Source organism: Streptomyces sp. NBC_01478, assembly GCF_036227225.1.
Lineage (GTDB): Bacteria > Actinomycetota > Actinomycetes > Streptomycetales > Streptomycetaceae > Streptomyces.
Genome location: NZ_CP109444.1, coordinates 6,089,407 through 6,110,940, shown reverse-complemented (window position 1 = coordinate 6,110,940; position 21,534 = coordinate 6,089,407). Strand labels below are relative to the sequence as shown.

19 protein-coding genes and 1 pseudogene are annotated in these 21,534 nt (G+C 65.1%); 6 read left to right on the top strand and 14 right to left on the bottom strand.

The genetic code is table 11. The features are described from left to right. Positions 1–27 precede the first annotated feature (27 nt). From OG223_RS27655 to OG223_RS27645, 3 genes are read right to left on the bottom strand one after another with little or no spacing between them, the layout of a single operon-like run. Positions 28–216: a DUF397 domain-containing protein gene (locus OG223_RS27655; protein ID WP_329254066.1), complete on the bottom strand. Its 189-nt coding sequence runs from the start codon at positions 214–216 to the stop codon at positions 28–30. Positions 217–233: 17 nt separating this feature from the next. Next, positions 234–413 (bottom strand): DUF397 domain-containing protein, encoded by a 180-nt coding sequence (locus OG223_RS27650; RefSeq protein WP_329254063.1) that lies wholly within the window; start codon positions 411–413, stop codon positions 234–236. A gap of 2 nt (positions 414–415) precedes the next feature. Continuing rightward, positions 416–1,264 carry a helix-turn-helix domain-containing protein gene (locus OG223_RS27645; protein WP_329254059.1) on the bottom strand — a complete coding sequence of 283 codons (849 nt, stop codon included), beginning with the start codon at positions 1,262–1,264 and terminating at the stop codon, positions 416–418. A gap of 205 nt (positions 1,265–1,469) precedes the next feature. On the opposite strand from OG223_RS27645, the gene OG223_RS27640 reads away from it, so the two are divergent. Together OG223_RS27640 and OG223_RS27635 are read left to right on the top strand one after the other, a co-directional pair. Further along, positions 1,470–1,892 carry an ATP-binding protein gene (locus OG223_RS27640; protein ID WP_329254056.1) on the top strand — a complete coding sequence of 141 codons (423 nt, stop codon included), beginning with the start codon at positions 1,470–1,472 and terminating at the stop codon, positions 1,890–1,892. An 80-nt stretch (positions 1,893–1,972) separates the two neighbouring features. Further along, positions 1,973–2,926 carry a hypothetical protein gene (locus OG223_RS27635; protein WP_329254052.1) on the top strand — a complete coding sequence of 318 codons (954 nt, stop codon included), beginning with the start codon at positions 1,973–1,975 and terminating at the stop codon, positions 2,924–2,926. A 46-nt stretch (positions 2,927–2,972) separates the two neighbouring features. Here OG223_RS27635 and OG223_RS27630 read toward each other — a convergent pair whose 3' ends face one another. From OG223_RS27630 to aspS, 3 genes are all read right to left on the bottom strand, one after another. Further along, complete coding sequence (locus OG223_RS27630; RefSeq protein WP_329254049.1) at positions 2,973–3,356, bottom strand: hypothetical protein; 384 nt, start codon at positions 3,354–3,356, stop codon at positions 2,973–2,975. Between the two features lie 174 nt (positions 3,357–3,530). Beyond that, complete coding sequence (locus OG223_RS27625; protein WP_329254046.1) at positions 3,531–4,478, bottom strand: intradiol ring-cleavage dioxygenase; 948 nt, start codon at positions 4,476–4,478, stop codon at positions 3,531–3,533. A gap of 146 nt (positions 4,479–4,624) precedes the next feature. After that, complete coding sequence (gene aspS / locus OG223_RS27620; protein ID WP_329254043.1) at positions 4,625–6,388, bottom strand: aspartate--tRNA ligase; 1,764 nt, start codon at positions 6,386–6,388, stop codon at positions 4,625–4,627. A 165-nt stretch (positions 6,389–6,553) separates the two neighbouring features. On the opposite strand from aspS, the gene OG223_RS27615 reads away from it, so the two are divergent. Continuing rightward, entirely contained in the window at positions 6,554–8,752 is a 2,199-nt protein-coding gene (locus OG223_RS27615; protein WP_329254040.1) for an ATP-binding SpoIIE family protein phosphatase, read from the top strand. Here the strand turns inward: OG223_RS27615 and OG223_RS27610 are convergent. Beyond that, the gene (locus OG223_RS27610) at positions 8,668–9,768 is read right to left on the bottom strand and encodes an AI-2E family transporter (protein WP_329254037.1); all 1,101 of its coding nucleotides are present in this window, start codon (positions 9,766–9,768) and stop codon (positions 8,668–8,670) included. The two genes, OG223_RS27615 and OG223_RS27610, sit on opposite strands and share 85 nt — an antisense overlap. 65 nt (positions 9,769–9,833) lie before the next feature. Further along, positions 9,834–10,589 (bottom strand): annotated as a pseudogene (locus tag OG223_RS27605) (pirin family protein); the annotation flags it as partial. A 57-nt stretch (positions 10,590–10,646) separates the two neighbouring features. Here OG223_RS27605 and OG223_RS27600 point away from each other — a divergent pair. After that, a complete protein-coding gene (locus tag OG223_RS27600; protein WP_329254034.1) occupies positions 10,647–12,425 on the top strand; it encodes a recombinase family protein in 1,779 nt (592 codons plus the stop codon). Between the two features lie 72 nt (positions 12,426–12,497). Here the strand turns inward: OG223_RS27600 and OG223_RS53990 are convergent, their stop codons facing one another. The 6 genes from OG223_RS53990 to OG223_RS27575 form a co-directional block, all read right to left on the bottom strand. After that, the gene (locus OG223_RS53990) at positions 12,498–13,112 is read right to left on the bottom strand and encodes a recombination directionality factor (RefSeq protein WP_443073748.1); all 615 of its coding nucleotides are present in this window, start codon (positions 13,110–13,112) and stop codon (positions 12,498–12,500) included. Next, complete coding sequence (locus OG223_RS27595) at positions 13,102–14,553, bottom strand: replication initiator (protein ID WP_329254031.1); 1,452 nt, start codon at positions 14,551–14,553, stop codon at positions 13,102–13,104. Before OG223_RS27595 ends, OG223_RS53990 begins: the two co-directional genes overlap by 11 nt. Before the next feature lie 162 nt (positions 14,554–14,715). Beyond that, complete coding sequence (locus tag OG223_RS27590) at positions 14,716–14,907, bottom strand: hypothetical protein (protein ID WP_329254028.1); 192 nt, start codon at positions 14,905–14,907, stop codon at positions 14,716–14,718. Next, positions 14,904–16,241 carry an FtsK/SpoIIIE domain-containing protein gene (locus OG223_RS27585; protein WP_329254025.1) on the bottom strand — a complete coding sequence of 446 codons (1,338 nt, stop codon included), beginning with the start codon at positions 16,239–16,241 and terminating at the stop codon, positions 14,904–14,906. The genes OG223_RS27590 and OG223_RS27585 overlap by 4 nt, the downstream gene beginning before the upstream one ends. Next, positions 16,241–16,690 (bottom strand): hypothetical protein, encoded by a 450-nt coding sequence (locus tag OG223_RS27580; RefSeq protein ID WP_329254022.1) that lies wholly within the window; start codon positions 16,688–16,690, stop codon positions 16,241–16,243. Before OG223_RS27580 ends, OG223_RS27585 begins: the two co-directional genes overlap by 1 nt. Continuing rightward, positions 16,690–17,073 carry a hypothetical protein gene (locus tag OG223_RS27575; protein ID WP_329254019.1) on the bottom strand — a complete coding sequence of 128 codons (384 nt, stop codon included), beginning with the start codon at positions 17,071–17,073 and terminating at the stop codon, positions 16,690–16,692. The genes OG223_RS27580 and OG223_RS27575 overlap by 1 nt, the downstream gene beginning before the upstream one ends. Positions 17,074–17,333: 260 nt before the next feature. Here OG223_RS27575 and OG223_RS27570 point away from each other — a divergent pair, with 260 nt between their 5' ends. Together OG223_RS27570 and OG223_RS27565 are read left to right on the top strand one after the other, a co-directional pair. Next, positions 17,334–18,143: a GntR family transcriptional regulator gene (locus OG223_RS27570; protein WP_329254016.1), complete on the top strand. Its 810-nt coding sequence runs from the start codon at positions 17,334–17,336 to the stop codon at positions 18,141–18,143. A gap of 248 nt (positions 18,144–18,391) precedes the next feature. Next, entirely contained in the window at positions 18,392–20,275 is a 1,884-nt protein-coding gene (locus tag OG223_RS27565) for an ATP-dependent nuclease (RefSeq protein WP_329254014.1), read from the top strand. Positions 20,276–21,534: the final 1,259 nt, after the last annotated feature.

The following is a 21,534-nucleotide window of genomic DNA, read 5'->3' as shown; positions in this document are numbered from 1 at the left end:
TTTCCCATGAATCCTGAAGCTGTCTCCTCAGCTTGAGCGGGGGTGCGGCTCGCGGATGCGGTGGAGGAGAGTGGCCAGGGCAGTGGGGGTGAGGGGGAGTATTCGGGTGGGGTCGTCGCTTTCTCGGAGGAGCAACGAGGCGTCGACGTAGGTAAGTTCGACACACTCGTCGCCGTCGCCACCTCCGGAGAACGACGACCTCTGCCACTGGGGCACAGCTAAGGCTCCTCCCACTACTGCGGGTCGGCGCCAAGGCGGCGCAGGAGTCCGGCAAGCCCGGTGCAGGTGACGGGGAGTATTCGCGTGGGGTCGTCGCTCTCACGGAGGAGCAACGAAGCTTCGGTATAGGCGAGTTCGACGCAGGAGGACCCGTCCGAGCCGCTTGAGAAGGTCGACTTCTGCCACTCGATCACGGCTACAGCTCCTTGGCGAGGCGATGGACAAAGTCCCGCGACCGGGCGGGCTCAAGCGATGCCGACTCCACTTTACGGAAGAGCGTTCGCATCGCTTGAAGCTGTGCGGCCGCATCCACGAACGCCGCTCCGGACGGAGTGTCCTTCTGCACGGTGTCCAGCGCAGGTACGCGACCACCCGCGTACAGCAGGGCAGCGCTCGCTCCCGCGAACCCGTCGACGTCGAACGGGATCACGCGCAGGGTGACGCCAGGTCGCTCCGACTGTCCTAGGAGCTCATCGAGTTGACCCCGTGCCACACGCCGGTCGGCGACTCGAGTCCGTAGGACGGACTCATGCAGCACAGCCGTGTACGGGGACTCGCCGCCCCTCGCCAGGTTCACCTTGCGGCGCATACGGTGGCCGACTCTCGCCTCCAACTCGTTCACCGGAAGTTCCGGCCGCCAGTAGGTGAAGACAGCGCGTGCGTAGTCCTCGGTCTGCAGAGGACCCGTGACATGCGTGGTACCGATCTCCTCGACGAAGGCCGCGTGGTACTCCAGTTCCGCCAGATCCAGGAAAGACGGCGGGAGAGCGTCCCGGTACTCCTCCCACCACCCACCGCCCCGCTCCGTCGCCAACTCCACCAACGCATCGATCAACTGGGCGTCCGCGCATGTGTATTGAGCCGCAATCCGCCGCACCCGCGCCTCGCTGACGCCGGCGACCCCCGACTCGATCTGGCTCATCGTCACCGAGATCGTGCCCAGCGACTCGGCTGCCTGGCGTGCCGTCAGTCCCGCCGCCTCGCGCAGCCTGCGCAACTCCCGCCCCAGCCGCCGCTGTCGGGCCGTTGGCTGCTTCCGTGGCACCTACGCCTCCCCGCCTCCACCACATTGGGTGACCAGGTTACGACAACAGGTTGCGCCGTACTAACTTTATTCTCTACCGTCAGTGACGCGCCGCACACCCTGCGGAACACCGGGACCCCGGAAGCGCACCGCCCCGCCATGCCATGCCGGCCGCGACAAGCCACCGCCGACCCGCCAACTCCCCCTCCCTGACCAGGAGTCACGCATGCCCGAAACCGAAGAGCCGGCCGCACCTTGGGAATACACCCTCACCATCCCCCACGACCTCCGCGCCGTGACCGTCAGCCGCCGCACCCTCCGCCTGATCCTGACGATGCACGGACTGATCGGCCTGGTCGACACCGCCGAACTCCTGGCAACGGAACTGGTCTCCAACGCCGTACGCCACACGAAGGGCCCCGTAATCCTCCGGGTCTCCTGGAAACCCGGCACCCTCCGCATCGGCGCCTGGGACGCGAACCCCGAACCCCCGCAACAACCAAGGGAGTTGGGCCAGCTCCTGGACCTGGAGGAGGGCCGCGGTCTGGGTCTGGTCAAGTCCTGCGCCGACCTGTGGGGCTGGCAGCCGCTGTCCAGGAACGGCAGCAGAGGCAAGTACGTCTGGTGCGAACTGACCACGGCCGCCTGAACGTTCCTCCGCCCCTCGAAAGAGTGAACGCCACGCATTCGGCCGGACATCTCCGTCCTTGATCCACCTAGGTTGCGCACATGGTCACATCAACCCACGAGGCGACCCACCGGCTCTTCCAGGAGCATCCGGAGGCTCTCACCCTCGTCTTCGAGTCACTGGGCATCCCGCCGCCCGCGAAGTCGGACTTCGGCTCGATCACACCGGACGCCACCGAGATCCGGCCCCTGGAGCGCCGAGTGGACACGGTGCTCAAGTTCGAACCCGCCATGGGAGAGAGCTTCCTGCTCGCCATCGAGTCCCAGACCAAGAAGGACCCGGACAAGGCGAAGAGCTGGGCCTACTACGTGGCGCACCTGAGCGCGAAGTACGACATGCCGGTGCTGTTGGTGGCCGTATGCCGAGACCGGTCGACGGCAAAGTGGGCTGCCGGTCCCTTCGAGTGCGCCGTCGGTCCGTGGACGACCCAGCTCACACGCCCGTTCGTGCTGGGACCGGGCACTGTCCCAGTGATCACCGACGAGTCGATGGTGACCCGGCAGCCGGCGCTCTCCGTGCTCTCGGCGATCGTTCATAGCGATGACCGCAGAGCGCCCGCCATACTGGAAGCGATGGTCCGCGGACTCATGTCATTCGATCCAGGCACCACGGCGTACTGGTTCGAGGTGATGGAAGTCGGCCTGGAGAACACTCCGGCCAAGGAGAAATGGAGAGAGCTGATGTCGAACGTCATCACCCACTTCCCGGGCCACGGGACGATCTACGAGGAGAAATACCTGGAAGGGAAGGCCGAGGGCAAAGCCGAAGGCAGGACGCAGGGCAAGGCCGAGGAGGGTGCCTCGTTCATCCTGCGTGTGCTGGAGAAGCACGGTATCGACGTTCCTGACGACATCCGGGAACGCATCACCTCCTGCACCGACCTCGACACCCTCGCCCTCTGGTTCGACCGTTCCCTGACCGCCTCCACGGCCGAAGATCTGTTCGTCGAGACCCCTGAGGCTCCCCAGCCCCAGCCCGACACAGACCAGGTCTGACGACTGGAGGCGGAACGGGCACGCCCAGCCTGATCGCCCCGCTCTCCTACGCCGCCGAGTCCGCCAGTACCGGACCGGTCCCCAGCGCCGCACGCGCCGTAGCGATATGGGCGAGGCCCTCCTGAGCGACCCGGGTCGCCTGGGCGTATTCGTCCGCGGTGTGCGCCGCGGACAGTTGCACGCCGGCGGCCCGGTGGCATTCGGCCGCGTCGGTCAGGGCCCGCGTCGCCGCTTCGTCCGCTCCCGCCCAGACCCTCGCCTCGGGGACGGACAGGCTCGCGCCGAGCCGCAGTACCCAGCCGCTGGCCTCGACCTCCGCGTCCAGGTCGGACAGGTCGGACCCGCCCCGCGCCCCGTGCGAGCGCCGCAGAAGGACGACGGCGAACGCCGCCCCGGCGATCAACAGCAGTGCGAGCACGATGTATCCCATCGCTTCCTCCCGGCGTTCACGTGGTGCGCGGCCGGGCGGTTCCGACCTCGTACGTCCATGACACGCCCTGCCTCTGTGCAGGCACATCGATATTCCTGTGTGTCCGCTGCGAGGTTTCCATGGCGGGGGAGGCCGTCGTATGACGTACGAGGTCGGTCTTAGTTCGTGCGTCCGTCAGCCTGTCGTGGCCGACGGTGAGGCAGAAGGGGACGCCGACGGGCCCGGGCCTCCCGGGCCGCCCCCGCCCGTGCCGTCGTTCGTCTCGTCCGGCGCCACCCCCAGCGTCAGCCGCGCCCGCACGCCCCGCGCGATCCGCCGCCTGTCGTACTTGAGGTACAGCAGGCCGCCCTCGTGGCCGTTCTGCGGGTAGATCCCGTCCTCGGTGAGCGTCGTGCGGGTCGCCGTGTTCGAGACGTACGGCTCCAGGACCGCCGACGCCAGGACCGACTTCTCGTCGAAGAACAACTGGCCCGTGTGGCAGGTGTGGCCGCCCTCGTAGCCCGCGTCCGTCCACTCGCCGTCGACGTGGACCTTGACGTGGATGTGGACGCAGCGGCCCTGGTACCAGCCGGGGAAGACCGTCTTGAAGGTGACCTGGCCATGGCGGTCCGTGTGCCAGGTGCCGCGCAGGAAACGGTCGTCGTCGGTCGGTTCCTGGTGGCCTCCGCCACCACCGGGCGGCGGACCACCCGTCGGGGTGCCGGTCGGAGTGCCGGAGGGCGCGCCCGTGGGGGCCGGGCCGCCACCGCCGCCCGCCTCGTAGCCGGAGTAGACGCCGGTCGCGTTGCAGTGCCAGATGTCGACGGCCGCGTTCCGCAGCGGTCTGCAGGTGTCCGCGTCGATCACCTTGAGGTCCAGGGTGAGCGGGATGCCCTCCTGGTCCTCCGTCACATCGCGGCGGATCTTGTCGGCGTCGATGTAGTACGGGCCCTCGACCAGCTCCGAGGTGAGCGTGTAGCAGGTGTCCCCGGTCGAGGTCGCGGGCGCCGTGGTGGCCTCCTGCGCCGAGGCGTTCACCGTGAGGGCTCCGGCGACGCCCACCGCCGTCACCGCCACGCCTCCGGCGACCAGGACCGTACGACGCGCCAACTGTCCCTTGTCCTCGGGGACTTCAGAATCCATGGGGGGTACTCGGGAATCCGTCATGCCGGGGACGCTAGGGGCGCCCGACATGACATGAACATGAGAATGCGCTGTGAATCCTGTGCGTAAGCGAAAGGGCTCGAAACCGATGCCGGTTCCGAGCCCCAAGTTCCGCTGTTCGCTTACTACTTCGGCTGCGGCTTCCGCACCGACAGGTGCAGCTCCCGCAGGCGCGTCTCGTCCAGCTCCGTCGGCGCGCCCATCATCAGGTCCTGGGCGTTGCCGTTGAGCGGGAACGCGATCGTCTCGCGGATGTTCGGCTCCTCCGCGAGCAGCATGACGATGCGGTCGACGCCGGGGGCGATCCCGCCGTGCGGCGGGGCGCCGAAGCGGAACGCGCGCAGCATGCCGGCGAACTGCTCCTCGACGGTGTCACGGTCGTAGCCCGCGATCTCGAAGGCCTTGAGCATGATGTCGGGCTCGTGGTTCCGGATCGCGCCGGAGGACAGCTCGACGCCGTTGCAGACGATGTCGTACTGCCAGCCCAGGATGTCCAGCGGGTCCTGGGTCTCCAGGGCCTCCAGGCCGCCCTGCGGCATCGAGAACGGGTTGTGCGAGAAGTCGATCTTCCCGGTCTCCTCGTCCTTCTCGTACATCGGGAAGTCGACGATCCAGCAGAAGCGGAAGACGCCTTCCTCGAAGTGCCCGGCGCGCTTCGCGGCTTCCACCCGCACCGCGCCCATGATCTTCGAGACCTCTTCGAACTCGCCCGCGCCGAAGAAGACCGCGTGCCCGGGGGCCAGCGACAGGCGCTTCGTCAGCTCCGCGACGTTCTCCTCCGTGAGGAACTTCGCGATCGGGCCCGTCAGCGAGCCGTCCTCGGTCACGCGGACCCAGGCCAGGCCCTTCGCGCCGAGGGTGACCGCGAAATCGCCGAGCTGGTCGAAGAACTTGCGGGACTGGGACGCCACGTCCGGTACCGGCAGCGCGCGTACGTGCTTGCCGGCGAACGCCTTGAACTCCGAGCCCTCGAACACGTCCGTGATGTCGGTCAGTTCGAGCTTCGCGCGCAGGTCCGGCTTGTCGGAGCCGTACTTCACCATCGACTCGCGGAACGGGATGCGCGGGAAGGGGGAGGTGACCGGCTGGCCGCCGCCGAACTCCTCGAACAGCTCGGTCATGAGCTTCTCGATCGGCTGGAAGACGTCTTCCTGCTCCACGAAGCTCATCTCGACGTCGAGCTGGTAGAACTCGCCCGGCGAGCGGTCCGCACGCGCGTCCTCGTCGCGGAAGCAGGGCGCGATCTGGAAGTAGCGGTCGAAGCCGGAGATCATCAGCAGTTGCTTGAACTGCTGCGGTGCCTGCGGGAGGGCGTAGAACTTGCCCGGGTTCAGGCGGGACGGGACCACGAAGTCGCGCGCGCCCTCGGGGGAGGTCGCGGAGAGGATCGGGGTGGCCATCTCGTTGAAGCCGAGGGCGACCATCTTCGAGCGGATCGAGGCGATCACCGAGGAGCGCAGCATGATGTTGCGGTGCATGCGCTCGCGGCGCAGGTCCAGGAAGCGGTACTCCAGGCGCCGCTCCTCGTTGACCCCGTCCTCGGTGTTGATCGTGAAGGGGAGCGGGGCGGCGGCGCCGAGCAGCTCGACCTCGCCGACCTCGACCTCGATCTCGCCGGTCGGCAGATCCGGGTTCACGTTGTCCGTGCCGCGGGAGACGACCTTGCCGTCGACGCGGACCGTCGACTCCTTGGTGACCTTGTCGAGGGCCTCGTACGCGGGCGTGCCGGGGCGGGCGACGAGCTGCGTGATGCCGTAGTGATCGCGCAGATCGATGAAGAGGATGCCGCCCAGGTCGCGCCGATTGTGCAGCCAGCCACTCAGCCGGACGTCGGTGCCGACGTCAGAGGCGCGGAGCTCGCCGCAGGTGTGGGACCTGTACCGATGCATCGTCGTTCATCCAGCCTTCGCGGATCGGGGAGTGTTTCACGTGAAACGTCCGGGGCCGGAGCCCGGACGTCCCAAGGGTACCGGCCACCCATACATCGCCTCCCCACCATTAACTCCGGGCTCCCTCGGTGGCAGGGTTCGTTCTCCTCTTCTTACAGTGGGGCAATGCGCACTGGTGAGCCCCTGCCCGCCGTGGGGGAGGTACTCGCCGCCCTCGCGACCGGCCTGTGGCATTGGGACACCGCCACGGAGCTGGTCACGGTGGACGCCGAGGCCGCACGGCTGCTCGGGCTGCCCGCCGAGCCGACCACCCTCACGGAGGCTCAGACCCGGGCCCGACTCCACCCCGTCGACTGGAACGAGATCGCCGGGGTCGTCGGCCTTGCCGTCGCCGAGGACACCCTCGCCGAGGTGCGAGTGCGGATCATGGACGAGCGGGGCCGGGTGATCCGCACCGTCCGCAGCCGTTCCAAGCCGTCCTACGACCCCGAGACCCGGTCGTTCGAGCTGATCGGAACCCTCCAGGAGGTCGCCGAGCCCACGCCGGGCACACCGGCCGGGCGGACGGCGGTCACCGGTGACTGGCGGCGCTCCCGCGAGGCGTTCCTGCTGGACGCGGGCCGGGCGCTGGCGGAGGCGCGGTCCACGGCGGAGGTGCTGCGGGTCGCGGCCGGCCTGTCGATGCCGGGCTTCTCACCGGACGGCCTCGCCGTGTTCGGCGTATCGGGCGACCGCCTCACGATCGTCGGCCACCACGGGCATCAGCCGGGCGACGAGGACCCGTTCTCGCACATGTCCACGGTGACCGACTACCCGGCCGCCGAGGTCGTCCGGACGGGCCGTGCCGTCTATCTGTCCACGCCCGAGCAGTACAAGGAGCGCTACCCGGTCACCTGGCCGCTCGCCCAGCACTTCCACCGGCAGTCCTGGGCGTTCCTGCCGCTGACCGTCGCCGGGCGCACGATGGGCGCCTGGATGGCCGCCTTCACCCACCCGGTGGCCTTCACGCCCGACGAGCGGTCCGTCCTCACCACGGTCGCCCGGATGCTCGCGCAGGCCCTGTCCCGCGCCGGGGTCGCCGAGTCCGAGCGCGAGCTGACCGACGGGCTCCAGCGCTCGATGCTGCCCACGCTGGGCCCGGAGATCCCGGGCATGAGCGTCGCCGCCCGCTACATCCCGACCGGCGGCGGGCTCCAGGTCGGCGGCGACTGGTACGACATGATTCCGCTGCCTGGGGGCACCCCCTCTGGGGGAGGCAGGATCGCGCTGGTCATCGGGGACGTACAGGGGCACGACGTGCGCGCCGCCGGGCTGATGGGGCAGCTCCGGATCGCCCTGCGCGCCTACGCCTCCGAAGGGCACCGGCCCGACGCGGTACTGTCCCGCGCCTCCCGCTTCCTGCACGGCATCACCAACGGCGACGCGGAGAAGGCCGACCCGCGCTTCGCGACCTGCCTGTACGTCGAGGCCGATCCGGCGACCGGCGTCCTGGAGATCGCCCGGGCCGGCCATCCCGACCCGGCGATACGCATGGCGGACGGGACGGTGCTGGCGCGGCCCACGGCGGGTGGTCTGCCGCTCGGCATCGACCCGGACGCCGACTATCCGACGACCACGCTCGCCCTGGAGCCCGGCGAGACCATGATGATCTGCACCGACGGGCTGATCGAGACCGGCGGCCATGACCTGGAGACGGGCTGGCAGCGCATCCGGACGATCCTGGAGGAGCACAAGGGCGACCTGGAGGAACTCGCCGACGCGCTCGTCCAGGCCGTCCACGGGCCCTCCTCGCACCACACCACGGGCCCGCTCGTGGACCGCCGCGAGGACGACATCGCCGTACTGCTGCTGTCCCGGGAGGGCGAGAGCTGCGGCTGCGGCGACACCGTGACCGCCCCGCCGACGGTCCGCCGCACGGTGCTCACGGTCGCGCAGGCCGAGCCCGAGCGGATCGCGGTGGCCCGGCAGCAACTGCGTGAGCTCCTCCACGACTGGACGACCGCCGACCAGGTCGACTCGGCGGTCCTGCTCGTCTCCGAGATGCTCACCAACGTTCTCGTGCACACCGACGCCGACGCGCTGCTGACCGCCGAGGTGTCCGGCGAGAGCGGTGAGCGGCGGATGCGGGTCGAGGTCACGGACGCCGGCGACGACCTCCCGCACAAGCGGCACCCCGGTGAACTGGCGTCCTCCGGGCGCGGGTTGCTGCTGATCGAGCTGCTCGCCGAGACCTGGGGCGTGGACCCGAGGGGCGAGGGCAAGAGCATCTGGTTCGAGCTCTACGAGTCCGACGGGGACGGCTCGGGGAACGGCTCCGGGGACGGCTCGGGCGGTGTCCCGGAGTTCGGGTCCTGGGACGCGTAGCGCTCCCGCAGTTCGTGGACGACTCCGAAGGCGGCGGCGGTCAGCGGTACCGCGAGCAGCATGCCGAGGACGCCGGCGACCGAGGCGCCCGCGGTGATCGCGATCATCACGACCGCCGGGTGCATCTGCACGGTCCGGCTCTGGATCATCGGCTGGAGGACGTGTCCCTCAAGGACCTGCACGGCGAGGACGATCCCCAGCGCCCACAGCGCGATGACGACACCCCGGTCGGCGAGCGCGACCAGCACGGCGACGGCGCCGGAGATGAGGGCGCCGAGGTAGGGGAGATAGGCGCCGACGAAGACGAGCGCGGCCAGGCCGAACGCCCCCGGTACGTCCAGCACGAGCAGCCCGATGCCGATACAGAGGGCGTCGATGAGGGCGATGACGGTGGTCCCGCGCATGAAGCCCTCGACGCCCTCGAAGGCCCGGCGGGCCATGGCCTCGACGAGGTCGGCGGTGCCGTGCGGGGCGAGCGAGCGCAGCAGGCCTGCGGCGCGGTGGGAGTCGCGGAGGAAGAAGAAGACGAGCAGCAGCGCCAGGACGGCCATGGCGATGGTCTCGCCGACGACGCTGACCCCGCTGATGACGTTCGAGGCGGCCGTCCCGCCGAACTTGGCGAGCAGTTCCTTGGCGTTGGAGGCGAGGTCGTCCAGCGAGGTGCCGGCGGCCCCGAAGTGGTCGGAGAGGGAGTTCGCCGCGTCCTTGAGCGAGGACACGATCTGGTCCCCGGTGTCGATCAGCGCGGCCACCACGATGTACACGGCCCCGCCGACGACGGCGACGACCGCGACACAGGTGATCATGGCGGCGACCGACCGGTTCACGTGCGCCTTCACCAGCCGCCGGTACAACGGCCCGAGCAGCGCGGTCCCGAGCAGCGCGAGCAGCACGGGCGTCACGGCGGTCTTCAACTCGGCACAGAGCCGGATCCCGACGTAGCCGACCCCCGAGACGAGCAGGACGACGGCGCACCAGGCGGCGAGCCGTCGTACGGAAACCGGGAGGAGCTGCACGCTCCCACCCGATCACGCGACGGGCGGTCCGTCCCGTCGGGACGGACCGCCCGGGTGACGGCGGGTCAGGACTGCGGGCCGCCGCCGGTCATGCCGTGCACGGCGGGGATGGTGCCCAGCCGGCCCTTCTGGAAGTCCTCGAAGGCCTGCTGGAGTTCCTCGCGGGTGTTCATGACGAACGGGCCGTAGTGCGCCATCGGCTCGCGGATCGGCTGACCGCCGAGGATGGCGACCTCCAGGTCCGGAGTGTTCCCGTCCTGCTGCTCGTCCGCGCGGACGGTCAGGGACGAACCCGCGCCGAACACGGCCGTCTGTCCCATGTGGATCGGACGACGGTCCGGGCCGACGCTGCCCTTGCCCGCGAGGACGTACGCGACACCGTTGAAGTCCTCGCGCCAGGGCAGGGTGACCTCCGCACCCGGCGCCACCGTCGCGTGGATCATCGTGATCGGGGTGTGCGTGATGCCGGGGCCCTGGTGGCCGTCCAGCTCACCGGCGATGACCCGCAGGAGCGCGCCGCCGTCGGGGGTGGTGAGGAGCTGGACCTGGCCGCCGCGGATGTCCTGGTAGCGCGGGGCCATCATCTTGTCCTTGGCCGGGAGGTTCACCCAGAGCTGGAGCCCGTGGAAGAGACCGCCGGACACGACGAGGGACTCCGGCGGCGCCTCGATGTGCAGCAGGCCCGCGCCCGCCGTCATCCACTGGGTGTCGCCGTTGGTGATGGTGCCGCCACCGCCGTTGGAGTCCTGGTGGTCGAAGACGCCGTCGATGATGTAGGTGACGGTCTCGAAGCCGCGGTGCGGGTGCCAGGGGGTGCCCTTGAGTAAATCCAGTTGGGTGCGTAGCCAGCGCGACGTACCTTCGGAAACCAAGGGGTGATGACCGTCATGGCAACAGCGATTGCGGAACCTATAGTCACCGAGATTTATGCAGGCGTGTACGGGCGCCAGTCCGAACGCCGACAGAACAAGTCCGAGGCTTCCACCGCCACCCAGCACACAGCTGGCATCGCCGAAGCCAAGAGGCGGGGCGCAGTTCGGATCGAGCTGTACGAAGATCTCGGAATCTCTGCCTTCACGGGTGTCGAACGGCCTGACTTCGAGCGCCTACTGAGCGACTGCCGAGCCGGAAAAATCAATCTCCTGATCGTTTACTACATCAGCCGCCTGTCCCGCATGGACCCGTTGGACGCGATCCCGATCGTAACCGAGTTGCTGAATCTCGGCGTGACAATCGTGAGCGTGACGGAGGGAACGTTCCGTAAGGGAAACCTTATGGATCTCATCCACTTGCTTATGCGTCTGGACGCGGCATTCAACGACAGCAAAAACAAAAGTAACGCCGTGCTCGACGCCAAGAAGAAAGCCCGCGAGTTGGGCGGCTACCTTGGCGGTAAGCCCCCATACGGATTCAAGTTGGTACCAGAGGTCCGGACAGTGGTCGGAGAGGGCGGGAAAGAACGCATCATCGTCATTCAACTTCTTGAGCACGAGATCAGCGAGACGGTAATAATTCAAGCCGTATGGGCAACCATCAAGCTGCATATGAACCTTCCCTACACTCCGGGCCCTGATAAGCACCATCCAGGATCGAAGACGGGTGTATGCGTCGATCTGAGCGTGAACAGGGTTCCCACGCGAGGTCAGACGGTTGGGAAAGAGAACGCAGACAGTGAATGGGACCCGAAAACCCTGGATCGAATCCTGAGAGACCCTCGCATCGCAGGGTACGCGGTCGACATTATTTACAAAGTCGGGAAGGACGACCGAAAGACAAGCACAATCGCCGAATACCGAATCAAGCGCGATCCGGAAACAATGGAACCCATCACGATGTGGGAGCCCATCATCTCCCCGGCAGAGTGGCATGAACTTCAGGAGTGGCTTAATAGCCGTGGCCGAGGGAAGGGCCTTTCTCGTGGTACGGCACTTCTCACCTCACAAGGCATCCTCTTCTGCGAGTGCGGTAAGCCGAAGAAGTCTCATCGGAATGAGAAGCCGTACAAGAGCGCCTATAGGTGTTCTCGCGCTCGTGGGCAGCGAAAGCCAGAGCACCACGAAGGCGACTGCACTATCAGCCAGCAGGCACTAGACGACTACGTGGCACGTCGGATCTTTGCCATCATCCAGACCGCCGAACATGATCCCGAAACCGCCGATGTGATCGCCGAGGCAACACGGCGCTTCGGCAACCGCTCAGAGTCGCCGGAGCGAGCGGGCGAGCGTAGCTCACTGGTAGCCAAACGCAACGACGCCGAACAGGCCCTAGAGACCCTGTACGACGACCGCCAGGCCGGGGGTTACAGCGGCGATGTAGGACGCCGTCGATTCCTGCGACAGGAGCAGTCGTTGAACAACCAGGTTCAGGCCGCACAGGAGCGCATAGCCGAGCTGGAAGCAGCGGAGACGCCGGCACTGCCTATAGGCCAGTGGCTACCCATGGACCCGAAAGCCGACCCTATTGGGGATGGTTCCTGGTGGGATAGGGCTTCCGTAGGCGAACGACAGGAGTTCGTAACCCTCTTCGTCGAAAAGATCACAGTCTTCAAAAGCGAGACCAAGCGGCGCAACCAGTGGACCGGATCCCAAGTTGCCGAACGTGTAGCAATAAAATTCGTCCAGCCCGAGAAGGTCACTTCCGAGGTGATCCCGAACTGACATCAACGAAGCAAAGAAAATAGGAGCCCCGGTCACTATGACCGGGGCTCCCATGTTTTCCTCAAAGTCCCTTTACCGGAACGGCCTCACAGCAGGTTTAACGTAGGTGACTACTAGCCCGCTCCTAGTCGGAAAGTTCACCGACTCCAAGGACAGCTCAAAGGGTTTCCCATTACTTTCCTTCATCAAGCTAGAACTTGCCTCCCTAGCGCTTTCAGCCATGTCCCACGAATTGGAATGGAAACTAAACATCCCCAGCTCGGGACATTCGCCCAAGTGGAAATATATTGACGTACTGGGTTGTGGTCCGACTCCATTTCTAGCATTCACCTTGCGATCTTCCATGCGCGAGGGACATCCACAAGAGGAACCAAGCATCTCCACCGGGGAAAGGAAGCTCTCGCCGTCACAGTGATGCTCCACTCCACCGCGACCCCACAAAATCATTTCCATGACTATCGATTCCGACCCGTCCACCTGAATTTGAAATCGAGAGACACCCGTTACTAGCTCCACCCCGACGAAGCCATCCGAATCGACGTCCCGAACCTTTCCGCCAAAAATCTCCCTAAGCCTGTCGGCGACGCCTGCCTTCTCTGCGCCAATCCGCCAGAATTGACTAGTTTCAGGTCGCTCGTCCTGTCGGCTGCCGAAGTGAAACCATCCCGCGCAATCGTCACGCAGCATATTTCCACCCCTCAGCGATCATGTCCCTTCTGATCTCGCGTATGTTCGCCAGATCTTCGGCTATGCCGTACGCAATGTCTGCTTCGGCCGGCGAGTGCCCAGAGCCCACATACCGCCAGGCTGATTCGGTGGCCGTCTCTCGGTCCTCCAGGGCGAACAGAGCGCCCCCGCGCTGATGCTCGGCCCGGACAGAGCGCAGTGCCCCGTACGTGGTGGAGTACTGGCGTGATTTGGTGAGGACGTGCCCCCGGAAACCGAGCGTGTGAGCCCAGGAGCGGAGGTTGAGCGCCTCCAGTTCCGGCAGGCCGCCCAGGCGCCAGCAGGCAGCCATGAGTGCGCGCAGGTGGGCATTCACCGGAGCAAGGCGAATGTTCTCGAAGTCGGTTATGCGGTAATCAATGCCGCCCGCGTCACCGACGCTCTTTGATACGTATTTCGCAACGTATGCAGCAACGGCGCTGTCAGTGACTGCCGAGGATTCCGTGAATGCGTCGCTGCGGATCGGGTGTGCGTCGATCTGCTCACCCCACCTGACGACCCGTTCACCGGTCGCCGGAGAATGAGAGGTGCGCACTTCCACCGAGGCCGCAGCCGAATGCACCACCCCCAAAAGCAGTTCGGTTGTGGCCCATAGAGGCGGGGGCGATGAGGGCCCCTCCGGCCCGTCGACCCGGATCACCACGTGGAAATGAACTGCACCCCGCCTTTGATATTCGGCGACTTTCGCGAACGAGACTTTCAGGTGTTCGCCGAGACAGGTTTGTGTAATTCCTGCGGCAGTCGCCAGATGCCGCCTGAGCATGTGGCAATAGCGGTTCCACAGTGAGCCAGCGCTTGCATGCCACAGAACGTGTCCGGGGTAGTCGTAGCAGTCCTGGCACAGTGGTTGGCCCACGGCGGAATCGTCGTCGGCATGCTTCTGACCGCAGCCGACAGGCCGCCCGTGTTGGCAGGCTCCGCCGTCGCGTCGAGGACGGCACACAACCCCGTCAGGACCGCTCGCACGGTGGACCGCACCGAAGGACGGGGCGGTGAGGGTGACGAAGAGCCGGGGGTGATGCCGTACGCCGGCTGTGACGCCCTTACCGCCGAGCAGCCCGGAGCGGACCAGGTGGAACGTGTCGCCTGCGTGGAGGTAGGAGCACGGCTCACAGCAGGTTTCACGGCGGTTGCGGCACCGCACCGGCATACGGCCACCCGGTTCCGCCGTTGTGTCGTAGTGCCGCAGCACTTCACCGGTGAGAGCGTCGCTGGTGGTGGTGCGCCCGGCGAGGTAGATGGGGTGGGCGCAGCCGCCAGTGGATTTGATCTGATCGAGCCAGCGCGAGAATCCCGGTTCATGGACGAGCCGGATAAGGTCACGCTCGGTGGACGAAAGAAGGCGCAGACGCTCAGCCTGATTCAGGACCGAGCGCCGCGCCTTATCCGATATCGGAAACATGGGGAGGACCCCTTTCGCGAAAGATAGGCGCGGCGTTCATAAATCAACTCCTGGCTTGTCTCTGCTTGGCTATAAATTCGACTTTGCTTCACTTAGCTGAAAGAGTGCAGTTTATATAATTGAGAGATTTCCTCTTGCAGCCTCAGCGGTTGTTCCCTTGCATCAGCTGAAGAAGATTCCGCCGATTTCCTGCACCATGAACCACACGGGATATGCGAACGGGGTTCCGGCCAGCAGGAATCCGAACATTGAGATAAGGGTTGCTTGGTACCAGCGGATTTCCCGTGACCGGGCGACCATGACGACGTACAGGAACAGGAACGAGTCGACGACCCACATGTCTGTCTGATTCATGACGCTGCCTCTCCTTTCTGGGATGTCGCGGAGTCGGGTTGAGTAAGGAACGGATTCACTGGGGGGTCGGTTCGGGTGATCTCGGCCGTATCGGCAGGGGTGACCAGTCGGGACCGAGCGCGCATCCACCGGCCGGCCATGGCGACCACGGCAACGCCCTGTTCGTCCTCCGTGATGTTCTGCGCGGTGACCACGGCGTCCGGGTTGATATCCCCGAGGGTCATCTCTGCTGACGCTTCGTCATGTGCCCGGTGGGCAACGCGTCCGCCGAGCTGTGCGCGCAGCGCGGTCACGCGGGGGCCGATATCGGAGCCGACCCGCTGGCCAGCCACCACCAGGTGGACGCCGAGCGCCGCGCCGAGCTGGGCGACGCGCAGCAGGAGCGTTCCGCACTGCTCCGCCTCGTCGCGCGACTCCCGCGAGCCGTCCGAGAGATACAGCTCTGCCAGCTCATCGACGATGACGACCAGGGGCACCGGCCGGTCGTAGGCGGGCAGTTCCCAGATGGACCGCTTGCCTGCCGCCCGGCACACCCGCATGCGTTCCTGGATCTCGTCGACCACACCGGACAACAGGCCGAGCGCCTGTGTACGGTCGATCGCCAGCGCGGACAGGCGCCCGCCGAACAGGCCCAGTTCCATGCCGCCCTTGCAGTCGATCCCGACCAGCGCGACCGGCTGGGGCGCCAGCGCGAGCACCAGCGAGGCCAGCAAGGACGACTTGCCGGACTGCGTGGCCCCCGTGATCAGCCAGTGGGGAATACGCCTCAGGTCGATCAGCCACGGCTCGCCGTCCTCGATGCGGCCCACGTCAGCAGACAGGAGCACAGGCAACGGCCCACGGGCAGAAGGGACTTCACCAGTCAGCGGATCGAGGGCCGTGACATGGATGAGGACCTGCCCCCGGCGAGGCGAGGTGACCCGCACGCCGTAGACCCGCCAGGCGTGTTCCATGGCAGGAGCCGCCTGGTAGTACGGCGCCGGAGTCTGCCCCGGATGCAGCAGCACCCGCAGCCGCAGCCCGGTCTTCGTCGGCACCGGCCAGACCAGCCGAGGAGGCCGAGGCCGCAGCGCCGTCACCTGCACCACCAGATCGCGGCCGATCACACGCCGGTCCGGCCGCATGCTCACCGACAGCCCATTCAGGTAGGCCAGCCGCCGCCAAGTCGTGAGGACCCGCAGCGCTGTACCCGGATAACCGGCCAGCCACCAGCGCCACGGCCACCGCCGAGACAGCACACCCCGAGCCTCAAGACGCGGTACCCACGACTTCCGGGTCACGATGCCGAGCAGGACCAGCGCGAACAGCACCCACGCGATCACGGAGCCGATCATCACTCCGCCTCCCCTTCCTGGGTCTGCGCCAGCACGAGCCGGGCGCGCATCATGGCCGCTTCGGCGTGACGGGCCGCCAGGGACAGCAGGAAGCGAATCGTGGGTATGTCGTCCGAGGTGGTGAGCAGTGCTTCGGTACCGGCCAGCGTCCGCAGGTCCCGCAGCAGGGAGCCGAAGGGGCCGTCGACACCAAACGGCGAGTCGTCACCCTGGGGTATGTCCAGGGCGGTGGTGCCCGTCGCCGTCCGCATCTCGCGCGCCATGCGCTCCGCCTCTTCGGCGATACGTTCCGCGCACGGTTCTTTGCATGCGAACACTTGCGATTCGTCCGCAGGTGACCGGCCGACCGCAACGGACGTGATCCTCTGCATCAGGAAATTCGCGGCACACACCACGCAGGCCAGACCGTCAGCCTGCGGTCCGCTCAGGTGCCAGAAATAGCGCTCCATCACGAATCACCGCCCGCCGACTTGCCACGCAGACCGGCCGGAGTAGCAGCCGGCGCCGCCCCGCCGCCCGAAGCCGACACGGGGATGATTGCATCGGCCCGGTAGGTCGTACCGGTCCGGCCGTCGACGGCCCATTCATTGGCCCACAGGTTCGTGACCTGTATTTCACTGCCCTCCGTGACGCCCTGCGGCTGACCGCTGGTGACCACGTGGACGACGTCCGTACGCCGCCCCGTCACCTGCCGGATGGACAGACCCGTGATCCACAACGGGTTGCCCTCACGGTCGCGGCGCTGATCACCTTCCAACGTCGTACGCGGTTCCGGAGCGATCACACAACGGATCGCACCCAGCCGCGCGACATCGATCGGCTTGTTATCCATGGGAGTTCACCTCTCTCCTGAGTACGCACCCCACCCGAACGTTCATCCGAGTGGACTGGAGCGATCATTTTCACTCGCAAACACTCATACGGTCAACCACTTATCCGAATGAGCCAAGCTCGATGTACGGCAGACGGACGACCACTTATCCTCATGAGTGGCAAGGCGGGCCCCTACCACGCACCACTGACAACCGGCCCGACGACCAAGCACCAGCCACCCGTTGACCCACCTACCGGCGACCGACAAGGACACCCGACATGGCAGCAGCCCGAGAGCACATCGAACGAGCCCCTTCCATGTACATGCAGGTCGCTCAGCGGATGGCCGGAGACATCAGGCGAGGCCGCTATCAGCCCGGCGAGCTGCTCCCGTCCGAGGCCGCGATGGTGGAGATGTACGGCATCGGCAAGCACACCGCGCGATCTGCCGTCGCCGAGTTGCGCCGTATGGGGCTGGTCGAGTCGCAGCAGGGAAAGGGCAGCATCGTCCTTCCCTCCGGCGGAGTCCTGCCCGCGACCCGTGTTGAACGCTCCATCCAGCGCACCACAAAGGGGAGTTGGCGCCTGCCGGAGACCGCCGAGACGGAGCCGCCCGCCGTCAGCCGGACCGCACTGGAGGGGCCCCCGGCACTGCTGTTGAACCAGCAGGACCAAGACGCCATCAGCGTTGACCGCATGATCCACGACCCGGCGACCGGCGCCCGCATGGCCCACCGCGTCCTGATCCCCTTGTCGACCGCAGCCGACGTGCCCTCGATCGCCGAGCAGCCCGACGCGGAGATCAGCGACCTGTACCAGCAGCTTGCCGACGCAGGACTGAATCTGACGTTCACCGAGCACGTCACCGCCCGCACCCCCTACCCGGACGAGCGGACCGCGCTGGGTATCGGCGACGCCAGCCCGCTCCTGATCACCTACCGGGTTACCAGCGACGCGGACCAGGAACGCCGGCTGTTGTGTGAGGAGTTGAAGGTGCCGGCCGCCACGTGTCAGCTCGCCTATCCCATGACACCGACCAAGGCCCCCGCCGCTAAGCGCGCTATTCGTCGCCAGGCCGGCTCGGAGTAGTTCTCTCCGCTCACTCAACCCCGCATCGAGACTTCGAACAGTTCCCTCCATCGTCACGGGTCCTCGTGTGTTGCGCGTGTGAAGGTCACCCGAACAGCGGCGCTGCTCTGAAGCAAGCTGCAAATGTCAGGTACCCGACAGCCATGCGATTACATGGAGACCCTCAATTTCCGAAAAGGACAACGGTACAGCTCGGGAAAGAGGTAACCTCCAGCCAGATTGATGAAGCTGTACGGTATACCCGGAGGGTGATTGTGCGCATTTCCAGTGCGACCATTAGAAATTTCAAAGGCCTGGCACACGCCTCCTTTCATAGTCTAGAAGATGAGCCAGTTGTAGTCATCAGTGGCCGTAACGGTACTGGAAAAAGCCAAGTACTCAGCGCAATTGCCGCCTTGTGGAATGGGCAATATAGCGCAACTCAACATGTCGGACCGTACGGGGATGACTGCACCATTTCCATGTCCATTCATCTCACAGAATCGGAATTTGAAGTTGTAAACGAATGGTCTCAGCGAGTGCACGGGCTAGCACGTGGAGCTGCTGACTCATACCCCATCTCAATTACTATGAACAGGCTCACCCAAACGGTCCACCATCCGGACCCTCTGCCTACCGACGAAGTCATTTCCATTCTGCGGAATCAAGGCTTTCAACAAGAACACCCCTTCGCTCGTCTCGACTACCTTCCCGCCACACGTTCACTGGCCTCTAGCGTTACTCCTACAGTAGACCTTGGCATGTTTCGTGCGGACAACGTACTGCAAGAACGACGCGAATTCCTAACTCAGAGCCTTCTTCAGGATTCGGCAATGGTTAGCTTGCCAGATATTTCCAGCTACCTAGCAACCTTGGACTACCAATCGCTCATCGGCGCCCGCCAAGGGCTATCGTTTCAAGATGAATATGATCTGATCTGCAAGGCCTTCAACGATGCTACGGGTAAGCGAATTCTGCGTCCCATCATGGATCGTGAATCCGGTACCAGTGGAATCTATGTGGAGGTATCCGCAGGTATCACTCATGCCATCGATAAACTGTCCAGCGGAGAAAAAAGCCTCCTCGGCCTCATGTACTTCGTCCGACGTGTATCAGCATCAGGTGGTGTCCTACTCCTCGACGAGCCGGAACAACATTTGCACCCGACACTTCAGGCCGCACTTTTTGAATCAATGAAGGAACTAGCAGACAGAGCACAAGTGTTTGTAGTCAGCCATTCCGCGAATCTCATCTCTACAGTCCCCCCTTCAGGCTTGCTCGAAGTACGTCCGGCCGGCACAGGCGACCAAATTCTTCGCCTTAATGACCAACCAGATAAAATGGAACTCCTTTCCCTGCTCGGCCTAACCCCCTCTCAAGTTCTACAAGCTGACGGATTGCTGGCTGTGGAGGGGAAGACGGACAAGACATTCCTTCAAGCGCTTTTTCCGGTAGAGATGGGAAGAGTGCATACAGTCGTAGCTGGCAACAGTAATCAAGTTCTTGCCACATACAAAACCCTCTCCGACCTGTCACTTGGAATCCCATGGTTGTGTTTGATGGACCGAGATCTCCTAACAGATGAGGCGAGATCGAATCTCTTGGACTCACGCGAAAACCTCCACATCTGGGAGCAGCGAGCAATCGAAAGTCATCTCCTAAGCGCCGACCTCGTTCATGCGGTAATGACATCGGTAGGCAAGGATATGGACCTAGGGGCCGTCAAAGACGCTATTCGTAAAGTCGTTGATCCATTGCAGGAAGAAGTCCTAGGTGGACTGGTCGATGCAGAGCTGACGCGTAAATTTCCGCCACCTGGATCTTCTTCAGAAGGATCCAGGTTCGACAAAATTAAATGGCATTGCCAACAGTACGCCGCTGTAAACCAAGCTCGCGCCGATGCAGTAGACGCCATCACCGAGGAACAGCGAAGAGTTCTAGCTGCCGCATGGAAAAGTGAGTGGGCGCGGCTCGTTGACCCTAAGATTGCGCTAGCTTCCCTAAATTCTGAGCTTCGTCTCTTCAGAACGGTGGAAAACCTGAAAAATGCGTTGCTCGTACGCGCGCGGGATGACCTTTCTGTGCGCCCCCCCGGCCTTGAAGCTCTACGGGCACGGTTGTTGGCCAAATTGGACCTAGCTCGCAAGAGCTAGAACAACGATCTTGCGGGCAGCGGTTCTGGCATCCATAGGTTTGCCGCTCACAGCTCTAGATGACCTTGTCAGTACGGCGCTGTCAGCGCGTGCGTGCAACGCCCGAGATTCATAGCTGCTCCCCACAGCGACGCACCGAGTGTGACCGCAACCGTCCGAAGAGCTGTAAGCACCTGCCGCCACATGGCAGCTCGCCTATCCCATGACGCCAGCGCCAGCCTCCGCCGCCAAGCGCCCCGCCCGTCGCCGCCCCGCATCGGAGTAACTTCTCTTTACTTGCTCAAGGGCGCGCCTCCGGCGCGCCGGGCGGTCCTGCCGCCCCGGACGGGCGTGCGGCCTTCGGCCGGTCCCGTCCGGTCGGCAACCGCCCGACACCACACACGCCCCGACCAAGCAGAGAAGCCCCCCGCGCAGTCAGCGTGAGGGGCTCCTGTCGTCTCTCTGTCCGGTCACCGGGGACAAGAGCGGCACCACCGGGGGCCCGCCCTCCATCACTACGAACGTCTACTCCGCTCGCTCACACCCTGACTTGCTCCATTGGATAGCTTGCGCCAGAGCGCGAAGTGAACGTCCGTTAGCAACGCAGCCCACCCTTGACCTGCAACGTTGCCCTCTAGCACATAGTCCGAGCCGTCTGACTCACGCTTTCCTCAAGTTATCCGATCGTGACACTCAGATCTCCCTCAGATGTACTGACGCGGGCAAGACGGGCTGCAACCGTGAGCCGCAAGCGATTGACGAACCGTCATCCGCTTGCAACCACGTCCAGGGGCAGGCTTATACGCCCCACGACAGGAGGCTTGCCGTGGCCGAAAGTCCGATGCCGGAAACGGCGCCCCCACCGGAGGAGCCAGAGCGAGCCCAGACGAGGGAGGCAGAGCCCTACTTCGTGCTCAAGATCGGCGGGTTCAGCATGACTGCGAAACAGGTACCAGCCCGGTTCGTAGCAATGATCGCTGGAGTGGCGATGACCGCCGTCACGTCTACACCGATCTGGAACCGCTAGTGATGCGCCTTCCCGAGCCCCGACCAGAGGGGCGAAGCCTCTATGGCTACGCCACACGGGACTGGCCGCCAACGCCGCTCAGCGCCGTTACGAGAGTGGTTGCGGGCGGTGGTACCAGGGGTGCTACAGCACACCCCTGGACCCCGCCCACGCGTGACAACCTCAATCGCAGATGCCGTTTCGTCGTGGCCCAGATCCGTATGCGATTGAGGTCATCACGCACGTTGACCAGTCACTTTCCGCTGCGCTCTGG